Source organism: Nonomuraea spiralis, from assembly GCF_014648435.1.
Taxonomy (GTDB): Bacteria; Actinomycetota; Actinomycetes; order Streptosporangiales; family Streptosporangiaceae; genus Nonomuraea; species Nonomuraea spiralis.
The window spans coordinates 257,434-283,959 of the sequence record NZ_BMRC01000012.1; the positions used below are offsets into that span (position 1 = coordinate 257,434).

The following is a 26,526-nucleotide window of genomic DNA, read 5'->3' on the forward strand; positions in this document are numbered from 1 at the left end:
GGGGGCCGGGCCGGCGCCTTTCACGATGATCCGCTGGGGGCGAACGAGCAGGAGGGGTGAGAGGGGTGGTACGGGGGGATAGTGGCGTGGTGGGCTGGGCGAAAGGGGTGGCGCGGGTGGCTCGGTTCGTTCGCGGGGAGATCGGTGACGCCGACGCCTGCTTACCGCATAGGCTTAGCGCGATGAGGGAGAGAGGAGGCGACACGTGATCGAGCTCGAAGGGCTCCCCGAGCTCGTCGACCCGGTGCTCATTGCCGCGTTCGAGGGCTGGAACGACGCGGGCGAGGCTTCCAGCGGTGTGATCGCCCATCTCGAGTCGTCCTGGAAGGCCGAGCCGCTGATCTCGCTCGACCCCGACGACTATTACGACTTCCAGGTCACCCGTCCCGTCGTGGAGATGGGCGACGGGCTGACCCGGTCCATCGTGTGGCCGACGACGCGGTTGTTCCACGCGCGCCCGCCCGGCAGCGAGCGCGACGTCGTGCTGCTGCGCGGCATCGAGCCCAACATGCGCTGGCGTTCGTTCTGCGCCGACATCATCGCGGTCTGCCGGGAGCTGGGCGTCGAGCTGGCGGTGATGCTGGGGGCGCTGCTCAACGACTCGCCCCACACCCGCCCCGTGCCGATCCTCGGCGGCGCCACCGACGAGGCGCTGGCCCGTTCGACCAACCTGGAGCTGAGCCGCTACGAAGGGCCGACCGGCATCGTCGGCGTGCTCCAGCACGCCTTCGGCGAGGCCGGGCTCGACGCGATCTCCCTGTGGGCCTCGGTCCCCCACTACGTCGCCCAGCCGCCCAACCCGAAGGCCACCCTCGCGCTGCTGCGCCGCATGGAGGACGTGCTGGAGATCCCGATGCCCCTCGGCGACCTCGACGAGGAGGCGCGGGCCTGGGAACGCGGCGTCGACGAGCTCGCCTCGCAGGACAGCGAGGTGGCCGAGTACGTCAAGGAGCTGGAGGAGCGCAAGGACGCGGCCGAGCTGCCGGAGGCCAGCGGAGACGCCATCGCCGCCGAGTTCGAGCGTTACCTGCGGCGCCGGGACCGCGACACCGACAGCTGACTCTCCACCGCTAAACCCCACATTTTCGGAAATTTCGAGTCATAATCAGGGTTCGTACAAGATTTCCTCAAGCTGGCGCTCCGACTCCAGGTCTCCGTGAGACCTGGACCACCGGCTTCGTACCGTGATGCCTGTCCTATCGACCGCGCACGTTAGGCACGCCATGGCGACTTCGCAAGTCGATCCGCACCAGAGAAGTCAGGACACCAGACGTCGCATCCTGGAGATGGCCCGATCCGTCAGGGAGGACCGCACCGGCGGTTCCGTGGACCGCTTCCTCGCCCTGCTGCAGGACCGTCTGCCGTTCTGGCTGAGCATTCTGCACGATCTGTCGCACCGCGTCGGGAGAGGACGCGTGGCGGACAACCTCCTGCCCGTCGCCCGAGCGGGCATCGACTACTACATGGAGGTGCAGGGCGCGGCGTTGCCCGCGTTCACCTCCCCTGATGTGACGGTGCGCTTCCGCGCGGCCGTACGCGACACCGGGCTCGGGCCGAGCACCGAGGTCGCGCCGCTGGCCGCCTACCTGGCCGCCGAGCAGCGGCTGGGCCGGGTGGGGCCCGAGGTCGACCCGGAGGCGAGCGCCCGGCTGCTGATCGCGGGCTGCTTCCACCATGCCTACATCGAGATGTTCGTGGGCGCGGACGCCGGTCCCTCGCGCGCGGCGGGCGCGGTGGAGATCGTCCGGGAGCTGCGGCTGGAGCCCGTCCACGCCTGACCTCCGGAAGTCCGGCGGTTCTGCCTCTGACGTTCGAGTGCCTGGTCGAAGCGGTGCCAGATCAGGGTGGCCACGGCGGGGTCGGGGCCGAGCGGGCCGCTGACCAGGTCGGCGCCCGCGGCAGCCAGACGGTCGTGGAAGAAGCCGGCCGCCAGCACGTACGAGGCGACCGCCACCCGGCCGCCGGGCCGTCCCCTGGTCGTACGGGCCGCAGCCACCGCCTCGGGCAGGGACGGCGCGCCCGCCGAGGCGAACGCGGCCGTGACGGGACGCGACAGCCGTACCGCGAGGCGGCGGGCCGCGGCGCGTACGTCGGCCAGCGCCGCCGGGTCGGACGAGCCCGCCGCGCCCAGGACGACCGCGTCCGTCCCGCGCAGCCCCGCGCGGTCCAGGGCACGGGCCAGCGCCGAGGTGAGCAGGCGGTGCGGGCCCAGCCAGGGGGCGACGAGCGCGTCCGGGCGGCGGGCGGCGATCACCTCGGGCAGGTCCACGTGGACGTGGTAGCCACCGGCCAGCAGCAGCGGCACGACCACCAGGGGGCCGGGCACCTCCGGCAGGACGTCGGCGAGGAGCGGGGCGCTGATCTCCAGGTGGCCCAGCTCGACGCGGTGCCCGGGACGGGCCCGGCGGACCGAGCGGAGCAGCGCCGACAACGTCCGCTCCCCCGCGGCGCTGCGCGTGCCGTGCGCGGCCAGCACCAGCGAAGGCGGGCGAAGGCTCACCGGGCCGCCAGGAAGGGCTCGTACCGGGCGAAGGCTCACCGGGCCGCCGGGAAGGGCTCGTGCCGGAAGAAGGCTCACCGGGCCGCCGGGAAGGGCTCGTGGGGGCAGGCCAGGCGGTAGCCGCGTTTGACGACGGTCTCGACGATGCCGCCCGGTCCGAGGGCGCGGCGCAGGCGGGTGACGGCCATCTCCACGGCGTGCTCGGCCGAGTCGCGGGTGGTGGTGCCGGGCAGCACCGTACGCAGGTCCGCGCGGGAGACCACGTGACCGGGCTTGTCGGCCAGGCGTTTGAGCACAGCCATCGGGGCGGGCGGCAGCGGGCGCAGCTCGCCGTCCACGACGGCGGCGTGGCCGCGGATCTCCAGCCGGTGCCCGCCCGCCGTCAGCCGGGTGACGCCGTGCTCGGGCAGGTGCCGGGCCAGGACGCGGGCCAGCGCGCCCAGACGGGAGCGGTCCGGCAGCAGGGTCCGTACACCCCGGGAGGCCAGCGGCTCGGCCGTCACCGTTCCCACGCACGCGGCCACGACGGGCCCGCAGAACGCCGCCAGCAGCGCGTCCTCCAGCCCGTCGGACCGGGCCGTGGCGAGCATGGCGTGGACGGCGGGCGCACTGGTGAACGCCACGGCGTCCACCGCGCCGGAGACGGTCTGGCTGATCAGCCGGCGCAGCGGCGAGATGTCGCGGTAGGGCAGCCACCGGTAGACCGGGATCTCGATCACCTCGGCCCCGGCCCCGCGCAGGTCGGCGACGAAATCGGTGAGCGGCTCGCCGTGCTGCTGCACCGCGATGCGGCGGCCGCGCAGGTCCTGGGCGAGCAGGTATTCCTTGACCTCGTCGCAGGACTCGGTGGCGGGCGTCCAGTGGTCGGTCAGCCCGGCGGCCCGTACGGCTCCCCTGGCCTTGGGGCCGCGGGTGAGCAGGCGGGCCCGCGTGAGGTGGTCGCCGAGATCGGCGGACAGGCCCCATCCTTCGGCGGCGGCCATCCAGCCGCGGAAGCCGACGCCGGTGGTGACGACCACGTCGTCCAGGGGGGCCTGGAGGGTGAGCCGGGTGGCGGCGAGCAGGTCGGCGTCCTCGGCCAGGGGCACCAGGCGGATCGCGGGGGCGCTGACGACGCGGGCCCCGCGCCGTTCCAGCAGCGCGCCGAACTCCTCACGCCGCCGGGTGGCCGTCACCCCGATCGTGAACCCCGCCAGCGCGTCGGGCGCCGTCTCCGGGGACGTGCCCTCCGTGAGCCGACGGGCCGCCGTGGGTCCGGCCGGGGCCGTCCCGGGAGGCTGGTCTTCGTCCGGGGGAAGGGCGGTCATGCCGGTACCTCCAGGTGGTCGGCCCGGCCCGGCCGGGCCCCGAGCGCCCGGCCGGGCATCACAGGCGCGTACGACACGAGTGAGATCACCCTCCGATACTGCTTTCGGGGGGTTTCACCTCTGGGTCTCCTCTGTTACCGCTGTGCTACAAGGCCCGCGCTTCAGGGTTGAGGGGACACGGCGACGGGAACCGTTCCGCATGACGATCACGGCGTTTCGGGGAGTTGCGGGTGACGGTCCGGCCTATTCGTGTGTTCGACGATCCGGTGCTCCGTGTGGTGTCGGAGCCGGTCCACGACTTCGACCGGGAGCTGCGGCGCCTGGTGAAGTCCATGACGCTCACCCTGCGGGCGGGAACCGGCCGGGCCGGGTTGTCGGCTCCGCAGATCGGCGAGCCGGTGCGGGTGCTGGTCTACTCCTACGAGGGCCGGTCGGGCCACCTGGTCAACCCGCGGCTGGAGTTGTCGGAGCGGCGGATCACCGCCGACGAGGCGTGCCTGTCGGCGCCGAGCGTCTGGCGTCCGCTGGAACGCTCCTACATGGTCACGGCGCGCGGCCGGGACATGTTCGGCAAGCCGGTGACACTACGGGCGCTGGGCGTGCTGGCGAGGGTGCTGCAACACGAGGCCGACCATCTCGACGGGGTGCTGTTCAGCGACCACTTCGAAGCTGAGGAGCGGGAACGCTTCCTCGCCGAGGTCCTCCAGCCGAGCTGAGCTCACGCCGCTGTTCGGGGTCGGTGCCGCCCCACACTCCGTGCGCCTGCCTGGTGTCCAGCGCGTACTCCAGGCAGGGCTGTCGCACGGGGCATCGGCCGCACACCGTCTTGGCCTGCTCGACCTGCGAGCGGCTCGGGCCCTCGACCGAGATCGGGAAGAACAGTTCGGGGTCCTGCTCCAGGCAGGCGGCCCTGCGTGACCAGCTGAGCATCATCATCATGCTCATCGCGCCTACCCATGCCTTCCGGCGTCATACCTCCGCCGGCAGCCGGTCCCGGTCCTTCAGGAACCTGGGCAGTCCGTACCGGGCCGGGGCGGCGGCGCGCGCGGCCTTGCCCGCCTGGGCGGCGCGTTCGGGATCGGTGACGAAGGCGTGCATGGTCTCGACGAGGGCCGGGCCCGGCGACGTGCAGCGGTAGGGGTGCAGGTACGCGCGCCTGCGGGCCGGCGCGGCGTGCATGACGTGCTGCGGCAGGTCCTCGTAGGCGCCGTACGGCAGGCCCGCCACCTTCATGCCGAACACGTCCAGCGGCACGCGCCCGGCGAAGCGCGGCAGCAGGTCGGTCCCGGCGACCCTGGTACGGCGTACCGGCTCGTTGACCACGACGCCGGCCCGCGCCGGCTCGCCGGTGCAGAGGTGGCCGGGATCGGGCACGCCGTGCTCGATCACGCGGGTGCGCGCCCGGCTGTTGTCCCAGAAGTCGTGGCCTCCCCTGATGAAGGCACTGGTCCACGATCCGTGGACGTGCCAGGTGAGGATGTTCACCAACGGCTCCAGCCCATGGCCCTGGCCCAGGGCGCGGACGAGGCCGCCGCCACGGGCGCCTCAGGCGCGCTCAGCACCCGCTCGACCACGTCGGCCAGGTCCTCGGCGACCTCGACGGCCTGCGCGATCTCCACCTCCAGCGTCTGCAGGGTCGGTACGAGGATGCCCCGGGCCCCCGCGGCCCTGGCCGCCTCCATGTCCCGGCCGATGTCGCCGACCACGACGCAGTCGCGCGGGCTGACGTCGAGGACGGCGGCCGCCCGGATCACCAGCCCCGGCGCCGGTTTGCGGCAGGTGCAGCCGTCGGCGTCGTCGTGCACGCAGATGGCCCACGCGTCGAACGGCCCGAGCAGCTCCTCGACCCTGGCGTTCACCTGGTCCATCTCGTCCGGCGAGAGCAGGCCCTTGGCCACTCCGGACTGGTTGGTGACCACCGCGACGGGCACGTCGGCCCGGCGGAGCCTGCCCAGCGCCTCGATCGCGCCCGGCATGGGCTCCACGAGGCGGGGGTCTCCGTTGTACGGCACGTCTTTGATCAAGGTTCCGTCCCGGTCGAAGAGGACGGCCCCGGGACGTCGCTTTTCGAACACCTCTCACCTCCGTCGCGTGTCCGGCAGCTACCCGGCCCTCCATCCGGCAAACAATTACACAGAGTGACCAAATCTGGACGGATTTGCCCGTTTTCCCCTCTCCCAAGGTGGATGCAGGTTTGAGAGCCGCTTCTCTCGGTAGCGGTTCCCGGCATCTGCGGGGGAGGAATCGATGAAGTTTCTCGGCATCAACGCGATCTTCCACGATCCGGCGGCGGCCCTGGTCGTCGACGGGAAGATCGTGGCCGCGGCGGAGGAGGAACGTTTCAGCCGCCGGAAGCACGGCAAGCGGCCGCTGGCGTTCTCGGCGTGGGAGCTGCCCGAGCAGGCCGCCGCGTGGTGCCTGCGGGAGGCGGGCCTCGCCCCGGAGGACCTGGACGCCGTGGCCTACTCCTACGACCCGGCCCTGGTGGTCCAGCGGCCCGAGGGCGACTGGGAGGACCTGCGCACCAAGTACGCCGTCCGGGCGCCGGCGTTCCTGGCGACCGCCCTGCCGGGCCTGGACCCCGGGCAGGTCTCGTACGTGCCGCACCACGTGGCCCACGCCGCCTCGGCGGGCCTGGCCTCGCCCTGGCGCGACTGCGCGGTGCTGGTGTGCGACGGGCGCGGCGAGAACGTCTCCCACCTCGCCGGCCGCTACCGTGACGGCGAGCTGGAGGTGCTGGCCACGCAGGAGCTGCCGCACTCGCTCGGCCTCATGTACGAGGACGTCACCCAGCACCTGGGCTTCCTGCGCTCCGGCGACGAGTACCAGGTCATGGCCATGGCCTCCTACGGCCGGCCGCGCCACCTGGAGTCGCTGCGCGAGATCGTCCACACGACCGGCGACGGCGGCTTCCGGGTCGAACCGGTCGACTGGAACGTCTACGTCAAGGCCCTGGCCGCGGGCGAGCCCTGGACCTCCGACCACGCCGACCTGGCCGCCAGTGTGCAGGCCCGGCTGGAGGAGGTGCTGCTGGAGCTGGCCGGCTGGCTGTACGAGCGCACCGGCGAACGGCGGCTCGCGCTGGCCGGGGGCGTCGCGCTCAACTGCGTGGCCAACACCAGGCTGCTCGCCGAGGGGCCGTTCGAGGAGGTGTGGGCCCAGCCGGCCGCCGGCGACTCCGGCACGGCGCTGGGCGGCGCGCTGCACCTGGCCCAGGCCCACGGCGAGCCGGCCGGTCCCATGCCGGGCGCGGCGCTCGGGCGGGGGTTCACCGACGAGGAGCTGGCCGCCTTCCTGGACGTGGCGCGGGTGCCGTACACGCGGCCCGCGGACCTGGGCGCGGCGGTGGCGGCCGAGCTGGCCGCCGACCGGATCGTGGCCTGGTTCCAGGGCCGGGCCGAGTACGGGCCGCGGGCGCTCGGGCAACGGTCGCTGCTGGCCCATCCGGGGCACGCGCGCAACACCGAGCGGCTCAACGACGTCAAGGGGCGCGAGCAGTTCCGGCCGATCGCGCCCATGGTGCTGGAGTCCAGGGCGCCGGAGATCTTCGGGCGGGGGCCGGTGCCCTCGCCGTACATGCTGTTCGTGCACGACGTACGCGATCCCTGGCGGGAGCGGATCCCGGCGGTGGTGCACGTGGACGGCACGGCGCGCATCCAGACGATCTCGCCGGACGCCGATCCGCTGATGGCGCGGGTGCTGACCGAGTTCGAGGCGCGGACGGGGTTGCCGGTCGTGGTCAACACCAGCCTGAACACCGCCGGCCGGCCGATGGCCGACGATCCCCGTGACGCGCTGGAGTGCTTCGGCTCCTCCCCGGTGGACGTGCTGGCGCTGGGGCCGTACCTGGTGCGGCGCGGGGAGGTGTTCGGCTCGTGATCACCGTCGTGATCCCCACCATCGGCCGTGCCACGCTGCGCAGGACGCTGGCGGCCGTGGGCTCGGCGGCGCCCGTGATCGTGGTGGACGACCGGCGGGCGGGCGCCGGTGAGCTGGAGCTGCCCGGTCACGTACGGGTCGTGCGCTCCGGCGGCCGTGGCCCGGCCGCGGCGCGCAACGCGGGCTGGCGGGCCGCCGGGACACCCTGGGTGGTGTTCCTCGACGACGACGTCGTCCCCGGGCCCGGGTGGGCCGAGGCGGTCAGGAAGGACCTGGCTGACCTGCCCGACGACGTGGCGGGCAGCCAGGGCCGCATCGAGGTGCCGCTGCCGGCCGGGCGGCGGCCCACCGACGCCGAGCGGAACACGGCGGGGTTGTCGCGAACGTCGTGGGTGACGGCCGACATGGCCTACCGGCGTTCGGCGCTGGAGCGGATCGGCGGGTTCGACGAACGGTTCCCCCGGGCCTACCGGGAGGACGCCGACATCGTGCTGCGGGTGGAACGGGCGGGACACCGGCTGATCGTGGGCGAGCGGGTGACGGCGCATCCGGTGCGCGAGGACGGGTTCTGGGCCGGCGTGCGCTTCCAGCGCGGCAACGCCGACGACGCGCTGATGCGGCGGCTGCACGGGCCGCGGTGGCGGCGGGACATCGGCGGCTCCGGCGGCAGGCTGCGGCGGCACGCCGTCACCTCGGCCGCCGGGCTCGCGGCGACGTCCCTCGTCCTGGCCGCGCCCCTGACCCGCGCCCCCGCCACGCCCCGCCCGCCCGCTTCGACCCGTCTGCCCGCTTCGGCCCGCCCGCCCGCTTCGGCCCGTCTGCTCGCCATGCCCCGGACCCGCGTGCTCGACGGGGGCTGGCGGGAGCACGGCGGGTGGCGGGTGTTGCCGGTGCTGGCCGCGCTCGCCGAAGCCCTGTGGGCCGCGATGACCGCCGAGTTCGCCTGGCGGCGCATCGCCCCGGGGCCGCGTACCGCGCGCGAGGTGTGGCGCATGGTCGTCACCAGCCTGTTGATCCCGCCGGTCGCCTGCGTGCACCGGCTCCGGGGGGAATGGAAGTGGCGGCGATGAGACGTCGCAGGCCGGCGCCGCCGTGCGGCCGGGCCCGTACGAACGCCGGGAAGGGACGTAAACACGGCAAGGCCGCCGAGGCCGCCCCGGAGGAGAAGGCCGGGAGCGGCGGCGGCCGCGGGCGCGTCCTGGTGGCGCGGCTCGACGACGCCGGGGACGTCCTGCTGGCCGGTCCCGCCACACGTGCCGTGCGCACGCTCGCCGGCGAGCTGGTCTTCCTGGCCGGCCCGAACGGCAGGGCGGCCGCCGAGCTGCTGCCCGGCGTGGACCGGGTGATCGAGTGGCGGGCGCCGTGGATCGACCACTCCCCCGCACCCGTGTCCAACCCCCAGGTGGCCGACCTGGTCGCCCGGGTCAAGGGCGTGGACGAGGCGCTGATCCTCACCTCCTTCCACCAGTCGGCGCTGCCGCTGGCCCTGCTGCTGCGCCTGGCCGGCGTACGGCGGATCTCCGCGATCAGCGACGACTCCCCCGGCGCCCTCCTGGACGTGCGGCACGTCGTGGACGAGACGCTCGACGTGCCGGAGGCGGAGCGCATGCTGGCCGTCGCGCGGGCGGCCGGGTTCGAGCTGGCACCCGGCGATGACGGCAAACTGGCTGTTCGGCGGCCCTTGCCGGATATAGGCCCGGAAATCGGGCACCTTCTAGGCGTCGGCGCCGCTGCCGACGAACGCGCGTACGTCGTGGTGCATCCAGGGACGTCAGCCCCCGCCAGAACGTGGCCGGCCGAGAGGTGTCGGCAGGCCGTCAGGGAGCTGGTGGACGACGGGCACCGGGTCGTCGTGACCGGCACAGAACGTGACCTCACCGCCTACGTGGCCGGCGACGTGGCAGCCGACCTCGGAGGCGGGACCACGCTCGCCGAACTGGCCGCCGTGCTCGAACGGGCCAGCGTGCTCGTGGCCGGCAACACCGGTCCCGCGCACCTGGCCGCGGCGGTCGGCACACCGGTCGTGAGCCTGTTCGCCCCGGTCGTCCCCGCCGCTCGATGGGCCCCGTACGGCGTGCCAACGGTGTTGCTCGGCGACCAGCAGGCGCCCTGTCGAGGAAGCAGGGCGCGCACCTGCCCGGTGGCCGGGCACCCGTGCCTGTCCATGGTGACCAGTGAGCAGGTGGTCAAGGCAGTGAGGGAGCTGGCGCAGTGAAGGTCGATCTCATCTCGGAGCACGCCGACCCGCTGGCGGCGATCGGCGGCGTGGACGCGGGCGGGCAGAACGTCCACGTCGCGCACCTGGCCGTCGCCCTGGCCGAGCGAGGGCACACCGTCGTCGTCCACACCAGGCGCTCGTCGGAGTCGCAGCCGGACACGGTGACCTTGGCGCCCGGCGTCACGGTCGAGTACGTCAGGGCGGGGCCGGCCGCGGTCGTGCCGAAGGACGAGTTGCCGCCGTACATGCCCGAGTTCACCGAACGCCTGGCCGAGCGGTGGGCGGCGAACCCGCCGGACGTGGCCCACGCGCACTTCTGGATGAGCGGCCAGGCGGCGTTGCAGGCCGCCGATGGCGTGCCGGTGGTGCAGACCTTCCACGCGCTCGGGACCGTCAAGCGGCGCTGGCAGGGCGAGGCCGACACCAGCCCGGCCCATCGCGTCGACACCGAGCGCGAGATCGGCAAGCGGGCCGACGCGGTGCTGGCCACCTGCGGCGACGAGGTGGGCGAGCTGTGCGCGATGGGCGTCCCGGAGCGGCGCGTCACGGTGGTGCCCTGCGGGGTGGACCTGACGTCGTTCTGCCCGGAGGGGCCGGTCGCGCCGCGCGCGGGCGCCAAGGTGGTGCTCAGCATCGGCCGCATGGTGGCGCGCAAGGGCGTGGACACCGTGATCGCCGCGCTGCGCCAGCTCCCGGACGCCGACCTGGTGATCGCCGGCGGCGGCCAGGACGACGAGGAGACCGGCCGGCTGCGCGAGCTGGCCGCGGCGTACGGGCTCCAGGACCGGGTGCACCTGATCGGCAGCGTGCCGCGCGCGCGGGTGCCCGCGCTGATGCGCGCGGCCGACGTCGTGGTGACCGTGCCCTGGTACGAGCCGTTCGGGATGGTCCCGGTCGAGGCGATGGCCTGCGGCGTGCCCGTCGTGGCCTCGGCGGTCGGCGGCCACCTGGACACGGTCGCGGGCTGCGGCGTGCTGGTCCCGCCGCGCCGCCCGCGGGCGCTGGCCAGGGCGCTGCGCGACGTGCTCGGCGACCCGGACCGGCGCGCGGCGCTGGGCGCCGCGGGGGCCCGGCGCGCCCGCGAGCGGTACGGCTGGTCCCACATCGCCGAGCGCACCGAGGCGGTGTACACGCAGGTCATCGACGGCAGGCTCTGCCGCCTGGCGGCTCTCGGGGGTTGATCATGGACAGTCGTCTCGAAAAGCTCTGGAACACACTGGAGAAGGTCGACGACCACGCGGCCACCATCCGCGTCCGGGGCGGGAAGCCGGCCGGCGTGCTGTCGGCGGGGGGCCGGCTGCCGGCCTGCGGCAACGGCGGGCCGGCGGCCGAGGCCCAGCACCTACGCCCGCCAGGTGCGCGCGCACGGCCGCCCCGGCGACGTGCTGGTGTGCCTGTCGGCCGGCGGCGGCAGCCCGAACGTGCCGGCCGCGGCCAGGGCGGCCCAGGAGACCGGCATCGCCGCCTGGGCGCTGACCGGGCCCGCGCCGAACCCGCCGGCCGGCCAGTGCGACGAGGCGGTGGCCGTGCCCGCCGAGGAGACGGCCACCGTGCAGAACGTGCACCTCGCCATGATCCACCTGCTCTGCGACGCCATCGAGGAGGCCCTGTGACGGGCCCCCTGGTCGTCATCGGCGACACGCTGCTCGACGTGGACGTCCAGGGCGAGAGCGAACGGCTGTGCCCGGACGCGCCGGTCCCGGTGGTCGACGTCGCGGCCGAGCACGCCCGCCCCGGCGGCGGGGGCCTGGCCGCGGTGCTGGCCGCGCGGGACGGCGCCGAGGTCGTGCTGATCACCGCGATCGGCGCCGCCGCCGTCAGGACCCGGGAACAGCGGCTCGGCGACGCTCTCGTCGTCTGCGTCAACTCCGACGACTCGGTACGCAGGCTGAAGGGCTCGTCCAGGCCCGTCGTCGACGCGCGTGACCGGGTCGAGGTGCTGCGGGCGCTGAGCTGCGTGGACGCGGTCCTGGTGTTCGAGGAGGACACCCCGGCCGAGTCCATCGAGCTGCTGCGGCCCGACGTGTGGGTGACGGGCGGGGACTACGAGGGGGAGGTCCTGCCCGAGTCACGGGCCCTGGAGCGGCTGGGCGCGGAGTTCGTCGCGCTCAGCACGCTGCCGGGACGTTCGACCAGCAATCTGATCAGGGAGATCCAGTGAATGTTCTGATCGCCGGGGGAGCCTCGGGACTCGGCCTGGCCACCGCCGAAGCGGTCGAGAAGGAGGGCTGGCGCGCGCTCGTGGTGGACGTACGCGAGCCGGACCAGCGCTTCGACCACGTCGCCGCCGTCGTCGCCCAGACCGTCGTGTTCGCGCTGCCGCAGCCGGCCGGCTGCGGGGTCAGGGAGCTGGTCGTCTGCCCCTCCACGGAGACGTCATGGTCCTAGAACTGCTGGCGCTGCGCGGGCTCGGCCTGGGTGATCTGCTCACGGCCGTCCCCGCGCTGCGGGCCCTGCGCCAGTCGTTCCCCCGGCACCGCATCACCTTGGCGGCGCCCCGGTCCCTCGCGGCCCTGCTGCCGCTGACCGGCGCGGTGGACGACCAGGTGGACGTGAGGGGGCCGGGGCCGGTGCCGTTCGAGCGGGCCGACATCGCGGTCAACCTGCACGGCAGCGGGCCGCAGAGCATCGAGGCGCTGCGGGCCGGCGACCCGGGCCGGCTGATCAGCTTCGGCGTCGGCCCACCCTGGCAGGACGGCGTGCACGAGGTGCGGCGCTGGTGCGGCCTGCTGGAGTGGCACGGCATCCCGGCCGACCCGGCGGACCTGACGCTCGGCATCTCCGACCGGACCGGGCCCGTGATCGTGCATCCGGGCGCCGCCTACCCGGCGCGGCGCTGGCCGCCCGAACGGTTCGCCGAGGTGGCGGCGGCGCTGGACGACGTGGTCGTCACCGGCAACGCCGAGGAGGTGCCGATCGCCAGGAGGGTCGCCGAGCTGGCCGGGCTGCCCGAGGAGCGCGTGCTGGCCGGGCGCACCTGCCTGGCCGACCTGATCGACCTGGTCAGCAGGGCCAGGCTGGTGGTCTGCGGCGACACCGGGGTCGCGCACCTGGCGACGGCGTTCTGCGTGCCGTCGGTGGTGCTGTTCGGCCCGGTCCCGCCGTCGGAGTGGGGCCCGCCGCCCGGATGGCGGCACGTGGCCCTGTGGGCCGGCCACAAGGGCGACCCGCACGGCCGGCGCCCGGACCCCGGCCTGCTGAAGATCGAGGTGTCCGAGGTCGTCGACGCAGCTCTGGAGGTCACGTCATGAAGGCTCTGGTCACCGGCGGGGCCGGCTTCCTCGGCTCGTACCTGTGCGAACGCCTGCTGGCCGAGGACGCCGAGGTCATCTGCATGGACAGCTTCCTGACCGGCGGCCCGCGCAACGTCGAGCACCTGCTGGACAACCCGGCCTTCCGGCTCATCGAGAGCGACCTGACCGGGTACGTGCACGTGCCCGGCCGGGTGGACCTCGTCCTGCACTTCGCCTCGGCCGCCTCGCCGGCCGACTACCTGCGCTACCCGATCGAGACGCTGCGGGTGGGCAGCGTGGGCACCCTGCACGCGCTCGGGCTGGCCAGGGAGAAGGGCGCCCGGTTCGTCCTGGCGTCCACCAGCGAGGTGTACGGCGACCCGCTGGAGCACCCGCAGAAGGAGACGTACTGGGGCAACGTCAACCCGGTCGGCCCGCGCAGCGTGTACGACGAGGCCAAGCGCTTCGCCGAGTCGCTGACCACCGCCTACCGCCACTCGCGCGGCACCGACACCGGGATCGTACGGATCTTCAACACCTACGGCCCGCGGATGCGCCCGTTCGACGGGCGGGCGATCCCCACGTTCATCCGGCAGTCGCTGAGGGGCGAGCCGCTCACCATCACCGGCGACGGCTCCCAGACCAGGTCCGTCTGCTACGTGGACGACACCGTGTCGGGCATCCTGGCCATGGCCCGCAGCGACTTCCCCGGCCCGGTCAACATCGGCAACCCGGACGAGCTGACCATGCTGGAGCTGGCCCGCCTCGTCCGCGACCTGACCGGATCGGCCTCGGAGATCGAGTTCATCGACCGGCCCGCCGACGACCCGAAGGTGCGCAGGCCGGACACGACCCTGGCCGCCGAGCGGCTGGGGTGGCGGGCGGAGGTGCCCGCCCAGGAGGGATTGCGGCGCACGATCGAGTGGTTCGCCGCGGAACTGGCGGCGGACGAGCACTTGGAGGCGCTGCGCGTGTGACGGAGGGTGCCGAGGGATCGGCGGCTCCACGGGAGGTCGTGGGCCGGGCCGCGAAAAGCCCGGCCCACGACCGTGCCCGCCGTGCCCGCCGTGCCCGGCGCTCGCCGGCAAAGGAGGGCGGTGGGTCTGCGGTGGGTCTAGAGTGCGACGCCGAGCAGGGCGTCGGCCAGGTCCTTCACCAGGTCGGGGGACCGGGATCCGCCTTCGGCCAGGGCCCGCTCGGCCCAGGCGTCGATCGCGGCCAGCGCCCCCGGCGAGTCGAGGTCGTCGGCCAGCCGCTCGCGTACCGTGGCCAGCAGTTCGTCGGCCCCGGGCGCCCCGTCCAGCGAGACGGCCGAGCGCCACAGCGCGAGCCGGCGCTCGGCGTCGGCGAGCTGGCCGGGCGTGTACTCCCAGTCCTCGCGGTAGTGGTGGGCCAGCAGGACGAGCCGGACGGCCATCGGGTCGTGCTGCTGCCGCAGCCGGCTGACGAAGACCAGGTTGCCCTTCGACTTCGACATCTTCTCGCCGTCGAGCGCCACCATGCCCGCGTGCGTGTAGAACTTGGCGAACGGCCACTCCCCCGTCGCCGCGTGGCCCTCGGAGGCGCCGCACTCGTGATGAGGGAAGATCAGGTCGGAGCCGCCGCCGGCCACGTCGTAGCCGGCGCCCAGGTTGCGCAGCGCGATCGCGGTGCACTCGATGTGCCAGCCGGGACGCCCCCGGCCGAGGCTCGACTCCCAGGACGGCTCGCCCGGCCGCTCGGCCCGCCACAGCAGCCAGTCGAGCGGGTGGCGCTTGCCGGGCCGGTCGGGGTCACCGCCGCGCTCGGCGGACAGGGCCAGCATCTCGGCCTCGCCGTAGCCGGACACCTGGCCGAACTTGGGGGCGTCGGCGACGTTGAAGTAGACGTCGCCGTCGAGATCGTAGGTGTAGCCCTTGGCGGCGAGCTGGGTGATCAGGTCGGCCACGTGGCCCACGACCTCCGTGACGCCCACGTACTCGCGGGGCGGCAGGATGCGCAGGGCCTCCATGTCGGTGCGGAACAACTCGATCTCGCGCTCGGCCAGGTCCTGCCAGTCGACGCCGGTCTGGGCGGCCCGTTCCAGCAGCGGGTCGTCCACGTCGGTGGCGTTCTGGGTGTAATGCACCTCGTGCCCGGCGTCCCGCCACATCCGGCCCACCAGGTCGAAGGCGTGGTAGGTGTTGGCGTGGCCGAGATGGGTGGCGTCGTAGGGGGTGATGCCGCAGACGTACATCCTGGCGGTGGGACCGGGGTCGGTCTGCCGCACCTGCTTGGTAGTCGTGTCGAAGAGACGCAGCGGAACGCTCTCACCTGGGAGCTTGGGGATGTTCTGGGCAGACCACGATCTCATGCCTTTGAGCCTATCCGTGCCGTAAGGTCCGTGAACTCGTAGGCGGCGTCGTCGTGCGCGAGGGTGACCCGCATCACCGACAGCGAGGCGAAGACCCGGCCGTCGGGCAGCGTGTGGCGGATCAGGAGGGCGTCGGGCCGCGCGGAGTGGGCGCCGGTGATGAGCTCTCCCCAGTCGGCCGCGCTCGCGAAGCGCGGCAGGTACGCCCGCACCCGCTCGGCGTCCGGGTCGAGGCCGGTGTTGACGACCATGCTGGTGCCCTCGGGCAGCGCCGAGTCCGTGAGGCGGTCGCCGTCCCAGCTGAACAGGCGCACCCCGGCCAGGTCGGCGAGGACGAGGTGGAAGGGGTCGTAGCGGGTCAGGTCGACGTCCGGCACCGCGCCCGTGGACACCGCGTGCAGGGCCAGGTCGCCGCGGGAGATCCTCGTGGTCTCGGGGGCCTCCCGGCCGCGGCCGTTGAGCAGGGCGGCGGCACGGCGGGCCGTCGGGGAGACGGCCATCCAGGTGCCGCCTCCCTTGAGGTCACGTCCGCCGATCACACCGGGGTGGTCGGGCCAGTGCTCCCCCGGCGCCTCCCAGGGGCGGTCGGTGAGCTCGTCCCGCACGCCCATGAGGGTCAGCGGCTCCCCGGTTCTCACGATCAACGTGCACATGCGGCAAAGGGTATAAAACCCCCGCGAGTCCTCAGATCGGGGGCCAGGGAACGGCGGGCCACCCCTCCGACGGATACGGGTGGACGCCGGTGTCCAGCAGCCGCCTGACCCGCCGCCAGGTGGCCTCCACCTCGGCCAGCGTGAGCAGCTCGCGCAGCCTGCGCCCCAGCGAGCCGGACTCCAGGTCGCGCTCCAGCTTGGCCAGCACCGCCACCGCCTCGCGGGCCAGCGGCTTGCCCCGCCACTGCCACAACACGGTACGCAGTTTGTCCTCGGCCGAGAAGCAGACGCCGTGGTCGACCCCGTAGACGTGGCCGGTCGGCAGCGGCAGCAGGTGACCGCCCTTGCGGTCGGCGTTGTTGACCACCGCGTCGAACACCGCCATCCGGCGCACCACCGGATTACGGCTCTTGACCAGCCGCATCAGGTCGATCTCGCGCTCGGTGTCGATCCAGAGCTGGCACATGCCGGGACCGAACGGGCCCTCGCGGTAGACGGTCGGCGGCACGATGCGCCAGCCGGTCGCCTGGGACACCTCGTACGCGGCCACCTCACGGGCGGCGAGGGTGCCGTCGGGGAAGTCCCACAGCGGACGCTCACCGCGTACGGGCTTGTAGACGCAGGCCGCGTTGCGCCCGCCGAGCTTGATCGAGCAGTAGAGGGTCATGTTGGTCGCCTCGACCAGGCGGCCGGCCACCTCCAGGCGCCCGTCGCGCAGCAGCGTGAGCGCCTCCTCCTCCTGCATCACGGGCGCATGTGGCGGCTTGACGGCCGGTTCGCTCTCAGGAGCGGTCATGAAGCCGCCTCACCCCCGTGGTAGCCGTTGAGTCGGACGCAGACATGGCCTTCGGCGTCGAGGGGCTGCCCGCACAGGGGACAGGGAGGCCGGCCCGCCGCCACGATCTGGAGCGCCCTGCGGGTGAAGGCGCGCGCGGTCCCGGCGCTGATCCGCACCCGCAGCACGGCCGGGTCGGGACTGTCGAGGTCGTCCTCGTCGATGACCTCCTGGGCCTCGATCACCACCTGGGACCTGTCGGCGTCCCAGGCCAGTGCCATGGTGCCGACCCGGAAGTCCTCCGAGACCGGCACGTCGAGGGGAGCGTCGTCGGCCAGGTCGGCCGGGGCCAGCGCGGGCACGTGCGCGGTGCCCCCGCTGAGGCGCAGGACCTCGTCGAGCAGCTCGTCGAGCCTGCCTGCGAGCGCGGCCACCTGCAGCTTCTCCAGCGCCACGGTGGTCAGTCTGCCCTCGGCCCTGGCCTGCAGAAAAAAGACCCGCGCGCCCGGCTGCCCCAGGGCGCCGGCGACGAACCTCTCCGGTGGGTCGTAGTCGAAGACCGGCATAGCCTGACCTTACGTGGTCCCGGGTCCACCGCCGACGGCGGCATCGCTCCCGGTGATGTTTTCTCCCCCGTCTTTCTCCTCCGAATCCTCGGGCAACCGCAATTCCCCCATATCGTTAATCCTGAGAACAAAGGGACGCAAGGGGGCATAGCGAATGACGGTGAGAGCCGCAGGATCGGCCGTTATCCGCTGAAAATGATCGAGGTGGAGGCCCAGCGCGTCCGCCACGATGGCCTTGATGACGTCTCCGTGGGTGCACGCCAGGTAGACACCCTTCAACCCGAGGCGTTGATTCCACTCCCGGACCGCGGCGACCGCCCGATGTTGCATATCGGCCAGCGCCTCCCCTTCCGGAAATGTCACCGCACTCGGATGCGCCTGCACGGTCTGCCACAACGGCTCCTCGGCGAGTTCCTTGAGCGGCCGCCCCGTCCAGGTGCCGTAGCCGCACTCGATGAGCCGTTCGTCCACCCGCACCTGCGCCCCGCGTCCCTTGGCGACGGCCTCGGCGGTCTCGCGGCACCGTTCGAGCGGGCTGGAGACGATGGCGTCGAGCCGGACGCCGGCGACGCGCCCGGCCAGCGCCTCGGCCTGCGCCCGCCCCGCCTCGCTGAGATGCACCCCCGGGGTGCGCCCGGCCAGCACCGGCCCGGTGAGGTCGGTCAGCCCGTGGCGGGCCAGCAGAAGGGTCGTCACCCAGCAAGTGTCGCAGGCGCGGATCACCACGTTTCACCAACCTGTGAGAAATCTTCACCTCCGCCCGCTTTCACGGTCCTCACCAGGCAGGACATTGGTGCGGCGGACTGCCGGGCGGGCGTGTTCTTGGTAACCTGGCGGGATCATGGAGCAGCGCTACGTCGGCCGCAGCGGCCTGTCGGTGTCCCGGCTGGGGCTCGGCACGATGACCTGGGGCCGTGACACCGACGCGGAGGAGGCGGCCGCCCAGCTCCGTGCGTTCCTCGACGCCGGGGGCACCCTCGTCGACACCGCCGACGTCTACACCGGCGGCGACTCCGAGCGGCTGCTCGGCCGCATGCTGCGCGACTCGGTGCCGCGCTCGGAGCTGGTGATCTCGACCAAGGCCGTGGTGACGCCCAACGGCCGCCGGCCGCGCGACGCCTCCAGGCGCCACCTGATCGCCGCCGTCGACGACTCGCTCAACCGGCTCGGTCTCGACTACGTCGACCTGTGGCAGCTCCACACCTACGACACCGAGGTGCCGCTGGAGGAGACCCTGGCCGCCCTCGACGCGATCGTCTCCTCGGGCCGCGCCGTCTACGCCGGGGTGTGCGACTACGCGGGCTGGCAGCTCGCCGCCGCCGCGGTCACCCAGAAGTCGGTCCCCGGCCGCATCCCCATCACCTCGGCCCAGGTCGAGTACTCCCTGCTGGCCCGCGAGCCCGAGCGCGAGCTGCTGCCCGCCGCGGCCCACCTCGACGTCGGCGTGCTGGCCTGGTCGCCGCTCGGCCGGGGCGTGCTGACCGGCAAGTACCGCACCGGCATCCCGGCCGACTCCCGCGCCGCGACGCCGCACTTCGCCGACTTCGTCCGCCCCTACCTCGACGATCGCGGCCGCAGCGTGGTCGAGTCGGTCATGACCGCCGCCGACGGGCTCGGCGTCTCGCCGCTGGCGGTGGCGCTGTCGTGGGTGCGCGACCAGCGGGGGGTGGCCTCGGCGATCGTCGGTGCGCGTACGCACGCCCAGCTCAAGGGCATCCTGTCGGCCGAGGACGTCGTGCTCCCGATCGAGATCAGGGAGGCGCTCGATGACGTGTCCTCACTCGACTGACACCGAACGAGAGACAGTCTCGCGTATCACTAGTCGATACCGAATCGCAACTTTACCGGGAAAAAGCCTGCGTCTGACGGGCGTTGTCCATAAAGATTTCCTCCGTAAGCAACGCAGGAGGGGACGGATGGGGAGCAGGACCGCGATCTCGGCCGGAGTGCTCGCGGTGGCGCTGGGGGCGATCCCGGCGGGGGCGCCGGCCGCTTCCGCCGCCGCCCAGGACTGCACGCGCGACGGCGGCCTGCTCTCGGGGGTGACCAACACCCTGTGCGACGTCGTCGGCGCGCTCACGGGCACGGTCGACGACCTGACCGGCGGCGCGACCGAGGGGGTGACCAAGGGCGTCGAGGACACCACCGGCGACGTGCTCGGCACCGTCGGCGACGCCGTGCCGACGGGCCGGCCCGGCAAATCCTCCGACCCGGCCCGGCCCTCCCCCAGCCCCACCGGCACCGGTCTGGTGCCCGAGACGCTGAAGGACGTGTGCCTGCCGGTGCTGGCCTGCGACGACCAGGGCGTGCTCCAGACGCTGGCCCCGCGGCCCACCCCCACGATCTCGCCCGAGGCCGGGCGCCCGGAGCGGTCCGGGCGGCCCCGCGAGCGCACCGAGCAGGAGACCGCGCCGCTGCCGACGCAGCCGCCCACGCCGCCGCGGAACAGGCCGTACATGATGGACGACGAGCGGCCGGTCACCGCCGAGGAGCCGACCGCCGATCCCGACGACTCTCGGGTGGAGCTGCTGTGGCCCAACCCGTTCGCGCGTGAGCTGGCCGTGCCGCTGCGCGATCAGCGGGTGGTGCGGCCCAGCCCGCCGGCCTCCGACGTGCTGGGCACGGTGCTGACGATCGTCCTGCTGGGGTCGGCGGTGCTGGCCACCCGGATCGTGCAGCAGCGGCGGCACCGGGCCGAGCCGAGCGAGTCGATCCCGTTCGAGCCGGCCCCGGCGGGCAGCGGGCGGCACCGCCTGGCGTGAGGCGCCCTCAGCCGCCGATGGCGTGGGCGCCGCCGTCGACGTGCACGATCTCGCCCGTCGTGGCCGGGAACCAGTCGGACATGAGGGCCACGCACGCCTTGGCGGCCGGGACGGTGTCGGTGAGGTCCCAGCCCAGCGGCGAACGCTCCGGCCAGCTCTCCTCGAACTCCTTGAAGCCCGGGATCGACTTGGCGGCCATCGTACGCAGCGGACCGGCCGAGACCAGGTTGACCCGGATGTTGTGCTTGCCCAGGTCACGGGCGAGGTAGCGGCTGCACGACTCCAGGCCGGCCTTGGCCACGCCCATCCAGTCGTAGACCGGCCACGCCCTGGAGGCGTCGAAGTCGAGGCCGACGACCGCGCCGCCCTCCTTCATCAGCGGCAGGCACGCGACGGCCAGCGACTTGAACGAGTACGTGGAGATCTGCAGGGCGGTGGCGACGTCCTCCCACGGCGTGTTGAGGAAGTTGCCGCCCAGGGCGCTCTGCGGCGCGAACCCGATCGAGTGCACGACGCCGTCGAGCCCGTCGACGTGCTCGCCCACCCGGGCCGCCAGCGTGTCGAGCTGGTCGGTGTCGGCGACGTCGAGCTCCAGCACCGGCGGGGTCTGGGGCAGCCGCTTGGCGATGCGCTCGACCAGGCTCAGCCGCCCGAACCCGGTGAGCACCACCGTGGCGCCCTCCTCCTGGGCCAGCTTGGCCACCGAGAAGGCGATCGAGGCGTCGGTGAGCACGCCGGTCACGAGGATCCGCTTGCCTTCGAGAATTCCCACGTCAGTGCCCCATTCCAAGTCCGCCGTCGACCGGGATCACGGCCCCGGTGATGTAAGAGGCGTCGTCCCCGGCCAGGAACCGGACGACGCGCGCGACCTCCGCGGGGGCCGCCTGCCGCCCGAGGGGGATGTTCTTGACGATGGCCTCCTGGTCGAGGCCGGCCGTCATGTCGGTGGCCACGAAACCGGGCGCGACCACGTTGACGGTGATGTTGCGCGAGCCGTACTCGCGGGCCAGGGAACGGGCGAAGCCGACCAGGCCGGCCTTGGAGGCGGCGTAGTTGGACTGGCCCGCCTGGCCGGACAGGCCGACCACGGAGGAGACGAGGATGATGCGGCCGCGCTTGAGCTTCATCATGGGCCTGATGGCGCGCTTGGACACGCGGTAGGCCCCGGTCAGGTTGGCGTCGATGACGTCGGTGAAGGTCTCCTCCTTCATCATCGCCAGCAGGGTGTCCTTGGTGATGCCCGCGTTGGAGACGAGGACCTCGACCGGCCCCTGCTCGGCCTCGACCTTGTCGAAGGCGGCCTCCACCTCGGCTGTGCTGGTGACGTCGCAGCGGACGCCGAACAGGCCCTCCGGCGGCTCCCCCGATCGGTAGGTGACCGCGACGGCGTCGCCGGCCGCGGCGAGTTCACGGGCGATCGCGAGGCCTATGCCGCGATTGCCTCCGGTGACGAGTACAGAGCGTGCCATGGCATCTGACGCTATCTCTTACTCGCGAGTATCCCCTTGTCCGGGTGGTACAAGATCACAGGGTTAGGATCGTGGACATGCGCCAGATCGATGCCGATTTCCTGGAGCTGCCGCTGCGGCAGCTCGCGGACGCCGCCTTGCAACGCGCTCGCGACCTGGGCGCCGAGCACGCCGACTTCCGCCTCGAACGGGTCAGGGCCGAGACCCTTAGCCTGTACGACGCCCGCCTCGAAGGCGCCCTCGACGCCGACGACCTGGGGTACGCGGTCCGCGTGGTCAAGGGTGGCACATGGGGCTTCGCGGCCGGCATCCACCTGACCCCGCAAGCGGCCGCCGCCGTGGCCGAGCAGGCGGTGCGGGTGGCCGAGGTGAGCGCCCCCATCAACCGGGAGCCCATCGAGCTGGCGCCCGAGCCCGTGCACGGCGAGGCGGTGTGGGTCTCCGACTACGACGTCGACCCGTTCGAGGTGGCCTCGTCCGACAAGGTGGCCCTGCTGGCCGACTGGTCGGCGGGGCTGCTCAAGGGCGCCGACCACGTCTCGGCCCGGCTGCTCCAGGTCAAGGAGCAGAAGTTCTACGCCGACACGGCGGGCACGGTGACCACGCAGCAGCGTGTGCGCGTGCATCCGTCGCTCAACGCCATGAAGGCGTACGAGGGCGGCTTCGACGACATGTCCACGATCGCGCCGCCGGTCGGCCGCGGCTACGAGTACCTGACCGGCACGGGCTGGGACTGGGCGGCCGAGCTGGCCCGCCTGCCGGAGCTGCTGGCCGAGAAGCTGGCCGCGCCCTCGGTCGAGGCGGGCGACTACGACCTGGTGGTCGACCCGTCCAACCTGTGGCTGACCATCCACGAGTCGATCGGCCACGCCACCGAGCTCGACCGCGCGCTCGGCTACGAGGCGGCCTACGCCGGCACCAGCTTCGCCACCTTCGACCAGCTCGGCGAGCTCGTCTACGGCTCGCCGCTGATGAACGTGACCGGCGACCGCACGGTCACCCACGGCCTGGCCACCGTCGGCTACGACGACGAGGGCGTCCAGGGCCAGAGCTTCGACATCGTCAAGGACGGCGTCCTGGTGGGCTACCAGCTCGACCGGCGGATGGCGCTGATGAAGGGGTTCGGGCGTTCCAACGGGTGCGCGTTCGCCGACTCCCCCGGCCACATGCCGATCCAGCGCATGGCCAACGTGTCGCTGGCCCCCGCGCCGGGCGGGCCCTCCACCGAGGAGCTGATCGCGGGCGTCGAGCGCGGCCTGTACATCGTGGGCGACAAGAGCTGGTCGATCGACATGCAGCGCTACAACTTCCAGTTCACCGGGCAGCGGGCGTACAAGATCTCGCACGGGAAGCTGGCCGGGCAGGTCCGCGACTTCGCCTACCAGGCCACCACGACCGATTTCTGGCAGTCGATGGAAGCGGTCGGCGGGCCGGGCACGTACGTGCTGGGCGGCGCCTTCAACTGCGGCAAGGGGCAGCCGGGGCAGGTCGCGCCGGTGAGCCACGGATGCCCGTCGGCGCTGTTCAGAGGCGTGCGCATCCTCAACACCGTGCAGGAGGGCGGGAAGTGACTACTCCGCAGGAGATGGTGGAAAGGGCCCTGGAGCTCTCCGCGAACGACGGCTGCGTGGTGCTGGTGGACGAAGGGTCCACGGCCAACCTGCGGTTCGCGGGCAACACGCTGACCACCAACGGCGTGGCCCGCTCGTCCCGGCTGACCGTGATCTCGGTCGCGGGGCGGGGCGTGGGGGTGGTCTCGCGCTCGGCCGTACGCGCGGACCAGCTCGCCGACGTGGTCGCGGCGGCCGACCGGGCGGCCCGCGAGGCGCAGCCCGCCGAGGACGCCCGCCCGCTCGTCGAGGCCGGCCCGGCGTCGCCCGGCTGGGACGACGCGGTGCGCCCGACCGACATCGGGGTGTTCGAGGGGTTCGCGCCCGCGCTCGGCGAGGCGTTCTCGGCCGCCGAGGCCGGCGGCAGGAGGCTCTACGGCTTCGCCGAGCACTCCCTCACCTCGACCTTCCTCGGCACCTCCACCGGCGTGCGGCTGCGGCACGACCAGCCGACCGGCCGCCTGGAGCTCAACGCCAAGTCCGCCGACCTCAAGCGTTCGGCCTGGACCGGCGTGTCCACGCCCGACTTCACCGACGTCGACGTGGCCGCGCTCGACTCCTCGCTGGCCCGGCGCCTCGAATGGGCCAAGACCCGGGTCGACCTGCCCGCCGGCCGCTACGAGACGCTGCTGCCGCCGAGCGCGGTGGCCGACCTGATGATCTACCTGTTCTGGTCGGCGGGGGCCAGGGACGCACTCGACGGCCGCTCGGTGTTCTCCAAGGCGGGCGGCGGCACGCGGGTGGGCGAGCAGCTGGCCACGCTGCCGATCACGCTGTCCAGCGACCCCGGGGCCGCGGGCGTCTCGTGCGCGCCGTTCGTGACCGCGCACGCCTCCAGCCGGGAGAGCTCGGTGTTCGACAACGGGCTGCCGCTGGCCCCGACCGACTGGATCAGGGACGGCAGGCTGGAGTCGCTGCTGCAGACCCGCTACTCGGCGGAGCTGAGCGGGCTGCCGGTGACACCGGGCATCGACAACCTCCTCGTGTCGGGCCCGGCGCAGGGCGCGCGCTCGCTGGAGGAGATGATCGCCTCGACGCGGCGCGGGCTGCTGGTCACGTGCCTGTGGTACATCCGCGCGGTCGACCCGCAGACGCTGCTGGTCACGGGGCTCACCCGCGACGGCGTCTACCTGGTCGAGGACGGCGAGGTCGTGGGCGAGGTGAACAACTTCCGCTTCAACGAGAGCCCGGTCGACCTGCTGGGGCGCGTCACGGAGGTGGGCGCGGCCGAGCGCACGCTGCCCCGCGAGTGGAACGACTACTTCCAGCGCACGGTGATGCCGCCGATGCGGGTGCCCGACTTCAACATGTCGACGGTCAGCCAGGCGAGCTGACCCACCGGCGCGCGCCCGCCGCCCGGACGGTCCACGTCCGGCGGCGGGCGTCGTCGTTCCGCCCCGCGCCGGCCCCCAGCGCGCCGCTGGGGCGTGCCGGGGGCGGACGGGACGTCAGGTGCCGGGCAGCCGGCCCCGGGGGCGTCCAGGGACGGTCAGGAGTCCTCCAGGCGGAAGCCCACCTTCATGCCCACCTGGTAGTGCGCGATCTCGCCTCCGTCGAGGTGGCCGCGGATCTCGGTGACCTCGAACCAGTCCAGGTGGCGCAGGGTCTGCGAGGCCCGCTGGAGGCCGTTGCGGATGGCCTGGTCAAGGCTCTCCCCCGACGTGCCGACTATCTCAGTGACCCGATACGTTCGATCCGTCATCTCCCCATCCTCCTTACTCGAAGGCCATGATCGCATGACCCCCGTCACCGTCCGGACGCGTCGTCGCGCCCTGCCTGCCCGAGGTCTACCGTGGAAGGTATGAAGGGGTTGCGGAAGAAGCAGGCCGTTCACCAGGTCACGGACGCCAGGCCGTCGCTGACGGCCGACATCCGCAAGCGTGAGGTGGCCTACCTGATCAAGATGGGCATCCGGACGATCTGCCTGATCCTGGCGGTCGTGGTGCCGGTGCCGTGGCCGTACCGGCTGCTGTTCATCGCCGCGGCCGTATTTTTGCCATACATAGCCGTAATCGGGGCCAATGAGCGGGGTGAGCCCGCGCCGCCGCCGGACTTTCAGTCCCCCGAAGCTAACCAAACCGAGATACCGCTGCATCGACGCGAGATCGGGTCGTGACTAAGTCTTGACGCATCCCATGGGTTGTAGGTGTACGCTTTAGGCAAGCGCTCCGGTCCCCCGTCGGAGTGCTGGTGCCGGCGTTCCGGGCCCCCGTCGGAACGCCGATGAAGCGACGCCGGGTGGTTTGCCCCCGTAACCACCCGGCGTCGCCCTTTTCCTGGCCAGCCCTTTGCCTCGGACGATCAGTCCCGCGCGGCGGCCGGAGTCCGATAGGACCGCTTTCCCGAAATCGTTTACACCGCCCTCCTCCTCGTAATTCCCAGGAAATCTGGAGGAAGGGGACGGCTTGACTTCAAGAGTTCGTTCGAGTGTCAGCCGTCAGTCAACGTCTCAGTGGTCGCCTGCTCCCAGTTCTTCGCCAATGTGATCAGTTTCGCCACGGCGTCCTCAGGGGCACTTCCCGCCCCTTGTGCCAGCCCGAGCAGGTAGGCGGTCAGCGGCGCGGCGGGCCTGGCCACCCCGTGGGCGACCTCCTTGGTCAGGTCGAGGACCAGGTCGCGGTCCACGCGGGCCGGGTCGACGCCCAGCTCCCGGCAGACCAGCGCGGTCCACTCGGCCAGTACGTTCATGCGAGCCTCCTTCAGGTCGTCCATCGTGTCGCAGTCGAACCACGGCCGGCCCGGCAGGGCCAGCCGCGTTCCGATCAGGGGGCCGAGCAGGCCCTTGAGCGAGCGCCCGGTGTAGGCGTCGAGCGCCGCCCGCAGCTCCGGCGCCGGCCAGACGCCGACAAGCCACTGCTCGCGGCCGTCGTCGTCGACCATGACCGCCCCGGCTCCGGGACGGGCCGCCGCCAGCAGCTCGCGTACGTGATCCGCCGTCAGGAACGGCAGGTCGCCCGCGAGCAGGACCAGCCACGGCGCGCCGACCTCGCGCAGCCCGGCGGCCAGCGCGGGCACGGGGCCGCCGCCCGGCGGGTCCTCCCGGGTGAAGACGACTCCGGGCAGATCGCGGCGCGGGCCGACGACGACTGTGCGGCGCGCGCCGGACACCGCCGCGACCACACGCTGGACCAGCGGCCGGCCACCGACGGCGAGACCGGGTTTGTCCGCCCCGCCGAGCCGGCGGGCCGCTCCCCCGGCCAGGATCACCGCGTCGAAGCGCAC

Annotated in this window: 31 protein-coding genes; 17 read left to right on the forward strand and 14 right to left on the reverse strand. The window is 72.9% G+C overall.

Features of this window, described 5'->3' with window-relative positions:
- Window positions 1–205: 205 nt before the first annotated feature.
- Together IEZ27_RS29300 and IEZ27_RS29305 are read left to right on the forward strand one after the other, a co-directional pair.
- Entirely contained in the window at window positions 206–1,060 is an 855-nt protein-coding gene (locus IEZ27_RS29300; protein ID WP_125642566.1) for a PAC2 family protein, read from the forward strand.
- Window positions 1,061–1,286: 226 nt separating this feature from the next.
- Entirely contained in the window at window positions 1,287–1,778 is a 492-nt protein-coding gene (locus IEZ27_RS29305) for a hypothetical protein (protein ID WP_189650191.1), read from the forward strand.
- On the opposite strand, the gene IEZ27_RS29310 is transcribed toward IEZ27_RS29305, so the two are convergent.
- Both IEZ27_RS29310 and IEZ27_RS29315 read right to left on the reverse strand, forming a co-directional pair.
- Window positions 1,679–2,500 carry a sirohydrochlorin chelatase gene (locus tag IEZ27_RS29310; RefSeq protein WP_189650192.1) on the reverse strand — a complete coding sequence of 274 codons (822 nt, stop codon included), beginning with the start codon at window positions 2,498–2,500 and terminating at the stop codon, window positions 1,679–1,681. The two genes, IEZ27_RS29305 and IEZ27_RS29310, sit on opposite strands and share 100 nt — an antisense overlap.
- A 74-nt stretch (window positions 2,501–2,574) precedes the next feature.
- Complete coding sequence (locus tag IEZ27_RS29315; RefSeq protein WP_229824448.1) at window positions 2,575–3,807, reverse strand: uroporphyrinogen-III synthase; 1,233 nt, start codon at window positions 3,805–3,807, stop codon at window positions 2,575–2,577.
- A 251-nt stretch (window positions 3,808–4,058) separates the two neighbouring features.
- On the opposite strand from IEZ27_RS29315, the gene IEZ27_RS29320 reads away from it, so the two are divergent.
- Entirely contained in the window at window positions 4,059–4,523 is a 465-nt protein-coding gene (locus IEZ27_RS29320) for a peptide deformylase (protein WP_229824449.1), read from the forward strand.
- Here IEZ27_RS29320 and IEZ27_RS29325 read toward each other — a convergent pair.
- Genes IEZ27_RS29325 through IEZ27_RS29335 form a run of 3 tightly spaced genes read right to left on the reverse strand, consistent with a single transcriptional unit; the run spans window position 4,459 to window position 5,882 of the window.
- The gene (locus IEZ27_RS29325; RefSeq protein WP_221762519.1) at window positions 4,459–4,743 is read right to left on the reverse strand and encodes a WhiB family transcriptional regulator; all 285 of its coding nucleotides are present in this window, start codon (window positions 4,741–4,743) and stop codon (window positions 4,459–4,461) included. The two genes, IEZ27_RS29320 and IEZ27_RS29325, sit on opposite strands and share 65 nt — an antisense overlap.
- A 33-nt stretch (window positions 4,744–4,776) precedes the next feature.
- On the reverse strand, window positions 4,777–5,292 hold the full coding sequence (locus tag IEZ27_RS29330; RefSeq protein ID WP_189650193.1) for a hypothetical protein: 516 nt from the start codon (window positions 5,290–5,292) through the stop codon (window positions 4,777–4,779).
- Window positions 5,289–5,882, reverse strand: coding sequence for a D-glycero-alpha-D-manno-heptose-1,7-bisphosphate 7-phosphatase (locus IEZ27_RS29335; RefSeq protein ID WP_189650194.1), 594 nt, complete (start codon window positions 5,880–5,882; stop codon window positions 5,289–5,291). Before IEZ27_RS29335 ends, IEZ27_RS29330 begins: the two co-directional genes overlap by 4 nt.
- A gap of 172 nt (window positions 5,883–6,054) precedes the next feature.
- On the opposite strand from IEZ27_RS29335, the gene IEZ27_RS29340 reads away from it, so the two are divergent.
- The 9 genes from IEZ27_RS29340 (at window position 6,055) to IEZ27_RS29380 (ending at window position 14,114) form a co-directional block, all read left to right on the forward strand.
- Window positions 6,055–7,686, forward strand: coding sequence for a carbamoyltransferase family protein (locus IEZ27_RS29340; protein ID WP_189650195.1), 1,632 nt, complete (start codon window positions 6,055–6,057; stop codon window positions 7,684–7,686).
- The gene (locus tag IEZ27_RS29345) at window positions 7,683–8,756 is read left to right on the forward strand and encodes a glycosyltransferase family 2 protein (RefSeq protein WP_189650196.1); all 1,074 of its coding nucleotides are present in this window, start codon (window positions 7,683–7,685) and stop codon (window positions 8,754–8,756) included. The genes IEZ27_RS29340 and IEZ27_RS29345 overlap by 4 nt, the downstream gene beginning before the upstream one ends.
- Window positions 8,753–9,901: a glycosyltransferase family 9 protein gene (locus tag IEZ27_RS29350; RefSeq protein WP_189650197.1), complete on the forward strand. Its 1,149-nt coding sequence runs from the start codon at window positions 8,753–8,755 to the stop codon at window positions 9,899–9,901. The genes IEZ27_RS29345 and IEZ27_RS29350 overlap by 4 nt, the downstream gene beginning before the upstream one ends.
- A complete protein-coding gene (locus tag IEZ27_RS29355; RefSeq protein WP_189650198.1) occupies window positions 9,898–11,085 on the forward strand; it encodes a glycosyltransferase in 1,188 nt (395 codons plus the stop codon). Before IEZ27_RS29350 ends, IEZ27_RS29355 begins: the two co-directional genes overlap by 4 nt.
- A 174-nt stretch (window positions 11,086–11,259) precedes the next feature.
- Entirely contained in the window at window positions 11,260–11,517 is a 258-nt protein-coding gene (locus tag IEZ27_RS55325) for a phosphoheptose isomerase family protein (RefSeq protein WP_308427313.1), read from the forward strand.
- Window positions 11,514–12,065: a nucleotidyl transferase family protein gene (locus IEZ27_RS29365; protein ID WP_189650199.1), complete on the forward strand. Its 552-nt coding sequence runs from the start codon at window positions 11,514–11,516 to the stop codon at window positions 12,063–12,065. Before IEZ27_RS55325 ends, IEZ27_RS29365 begins: the two co-directional genes overlap by 4 nt.
- On the forward strand, window positions 12,062–12,292 hold the full coding sequence (locus tag IEZ27_RS29370) for a hypothetical protein (protein ID WP_189650200.1): 231 nt from the start codon (window positions 12,062–12,064) through the stop codon (window positions 12,290–12,292). The genes IEZ27_RS29365 and IEZ27_RS29370 overlap by 4 nt, the downstream gene beginning before the upstream one ends.
- The gene (locus tag IEZ27_RS29375; protein ID WP_189650201.1) at window positions 12,283–13,155 is read left to right on the forward strand and encodes a glycosyltransferase family 9 protein; all 873 of its coding nucleotides are present in this window, start codon (window positions 12,283–12,285) and stop codon (window positions 13,153–13,155) included. Before IEZ27_RS29370 ends, IEZ27_RS29375 begins: the two co-directional genes overlap by 10 nt.
- On the forward strand, window positions 13,152–14,114 hold the full coding sequence (locus IEZ27_RS29380) for a UDP-glucuronic acid decarboxylase family protein (protein ID WP_189650202.1): 963 nt from the start codon (window positions 13,152–13,154) through the stop codon (window positions 14,112–14,114). Before IEZ27_RS29375 ends, IEZ27_RS29380 begins: the two co-directional genes overlap by 4 nt.
- Window positions 14,115–14,251: 137 nt before the next feature.
- Here the strand turns inward: IEZ27_RS29380 and mshC are convergent, their stop codons facing one another.
- The 5 genes from mshC to IEZ27_RS29405 are packed head-to-tail and all read right to left on the reverse strand — an operon-like array spanning window position 14,252 to window position 18,159.
- Complete coding sequence (gene mshC, locus IEZ27_RS29385) at window positions 14,252–15,469, reverse strand: cysteine--1-D-myo-inosityl 2-amino-2-deoxy-alpha-D-glucopyranoside ligase (RefSeq protein ID WP_189650203.1); 1,218 nt, start codon at window positions 15,467–15,469, stop codon at window positions 14,252–14,254.
- Window positions 15,466–16,122, reverse strand: a complete 657-nt coding sequence (locus tag IEZ27_RS29390; RefSeq protein ID WP_125642521.1) for an NRDE family protein — start codon at window positions 16,120–16,122, stop codon at window positions 15,466–15,468. The genes mshC and IEZ27_RS29390 overlap by 4 nt, the downstream gene beginning before the upstream one ends.
- A 31-nt stretch (window positions 16,123–16,153) precedes the next feature.
- Window positions 16,154–16,918, reverse strand: coding sequence for an SCO1664 family protein (locus tag IEZ27_RS29395; protein ID WP_189650204.1), 765 nt, complete (start codon window positions 16,916–16,918; stop codon window positions 16,154–16,156).
- Window positions 16,915–17,463, reverse strand: a complete 549-nt coding sequence (locus tag IEZ27_RS29400) for a DUF3090 domain-containing protein (RefSeq protein WP_189650205.1) — start codon at window positions 17,461–17,463, stop codon at window positions 16,915–16,917. Before IEZ27_RS29400 ends, IEZ27_RS29395 begins: the two co-directional genes overlap by 4 nt.
- 9 nt (window positions 17,464–17,472) lie before the next feature.
- Complete coding sequence (locus IEZ27_RS29405; RefSeq protein WP_189650206.1) at window positions 17,473–18,159, reverse strand: histidine phosphatase family protein; 687 nt, start codon at window positions 18,157–18,159, stop codon at window positions 17,473–17,475.
- 145 nt (window positions 18,160–18,304) lie between these two features.
- Between IEZ27_RS29405 and IEZ27_RS29410 the strand changes: the two genes are divergently transcribed.
- On the forward strand, window positions 18,305–19,252 hold the full coding sequence (locus IEZ27_RS29410) for an aldo/keto reductase (RefSeq protein ID WP_189650207.1): 948 nt from the start codon (window positions 18,305–18,307) through the stop codon (window positions 19,250–19,252).
- Between the two features lie 127 nt (window positions 19,253–19,379).
- Entirely contained in the window at window positions 19,380–20,225 is an 846-nt protein-coding gene (locus IEZ27_RS29415; protein ID WP_189650208.1) for a hypothetical protein, read from the forward strand.
- Between the two features lie 7 nt (window positions 20,226–20,232).
- Here the strand turns inward: IEZ27_RS29415 and fabI are convergent, their stop codons facing one another.
- Window positions 20,233–20,997: an enoyl-ACP reductase FabI gene (gene fabI / locus IEZ27_RS29420; RefSeq protein ID WP_125642503.1), complete on the reverse strand. Its 765-nt coding sequence runs from the start codon at window positions 20,995–20,997 to the stop codon at window positions 20,233–20,235.
- A gap of 1 nt (window position 20,998) precedes the next feature.
- Complete coding sequence (locus IEZ27_RS29425; RefSeq protein ID WP_125642500.1) at window positions 20,999–21,694, reverse strand: beta-ketoacyl-ACP reductase; 696 nt, start codon at window positions 21,692–21,694, stop codon at window positions 20,999–21,001.
- Window positions 21,695–21,771: 77 nt separating this feature from the next.
- On the opposite strand from IEZ27_RS29425, the gene IEZ27_RS29430 reads away from it, so the two are divergent.
- Complete coding sequence (locus IEZ27_RS29430) at window positions 21,772–23,265, forward strand: TldD/PmbA family protein (RefSeq protein ID WP_125642497.1); 1,494 nt, start codon at window positions 21,772–21,774, stop codon at window positions 23,263–23,265.
- 14 nt (window positions 23,266–23,279) lie between these two features.
- Entirely contained in the window at window positions 23,280–24,638 is a 1,359-nt protein-coding gene (locus tag IEZ27_RS29435) for a metallopeptidase TldD-related protein (RefSeq protein WP_229824456.1), read from the forward strand.
- A gap of 155 nt (window positions 24,639–24,793) precedes the next feature.
- Here the strand turns inward: IEZ27_RS29435 and IEZ27_RS29440 are convergent, their stop codons facing one another.
- Window positions 24,794–25,006, reverse strand: coding sequence for a dodecin (locus IEZ27_RS29440; protein WP_125642491.1), 213 nt, complete (start codon window positions 25,004–25,006; stop codon window positions 24,794–24,796).
- Between the two features lie 99 nt (window positions 25,007–25,105).
- Here IEZ27_RS29440 and IEZ27_RS29445 point away from each other — a divergent pair, with 99 nt between their 5' ends.
- The gene (locus IEZ27_RS29445; protein ID WP_189650210.1) at window positions 25,106–25,420 is read left to right on the forward strand and encodes a DUF3099 domain-containing protein; all 315 of its coding nucleotides are present in this window, start codon (window positions 25,106–25,108) and stop codon (window positions 25,418–25,420) included.
- A gap of 314 nt (window positions 25,421–25,734) precedes the next feature.
- Here IEZ27_RS29445 and IEZ27_RS29450 read toward each other — a convergent pair whose 3' ends face one another.
- Complete coding sequence (locus IEZ27_RS29450) at window positions 25,735–26,526, reverse strand: NTP transferase domain-containing protein (protein WP_189650211.1); 792 nt, start codon at window positions 26,524–26,526, stop codon at window positions 25,735–25,737.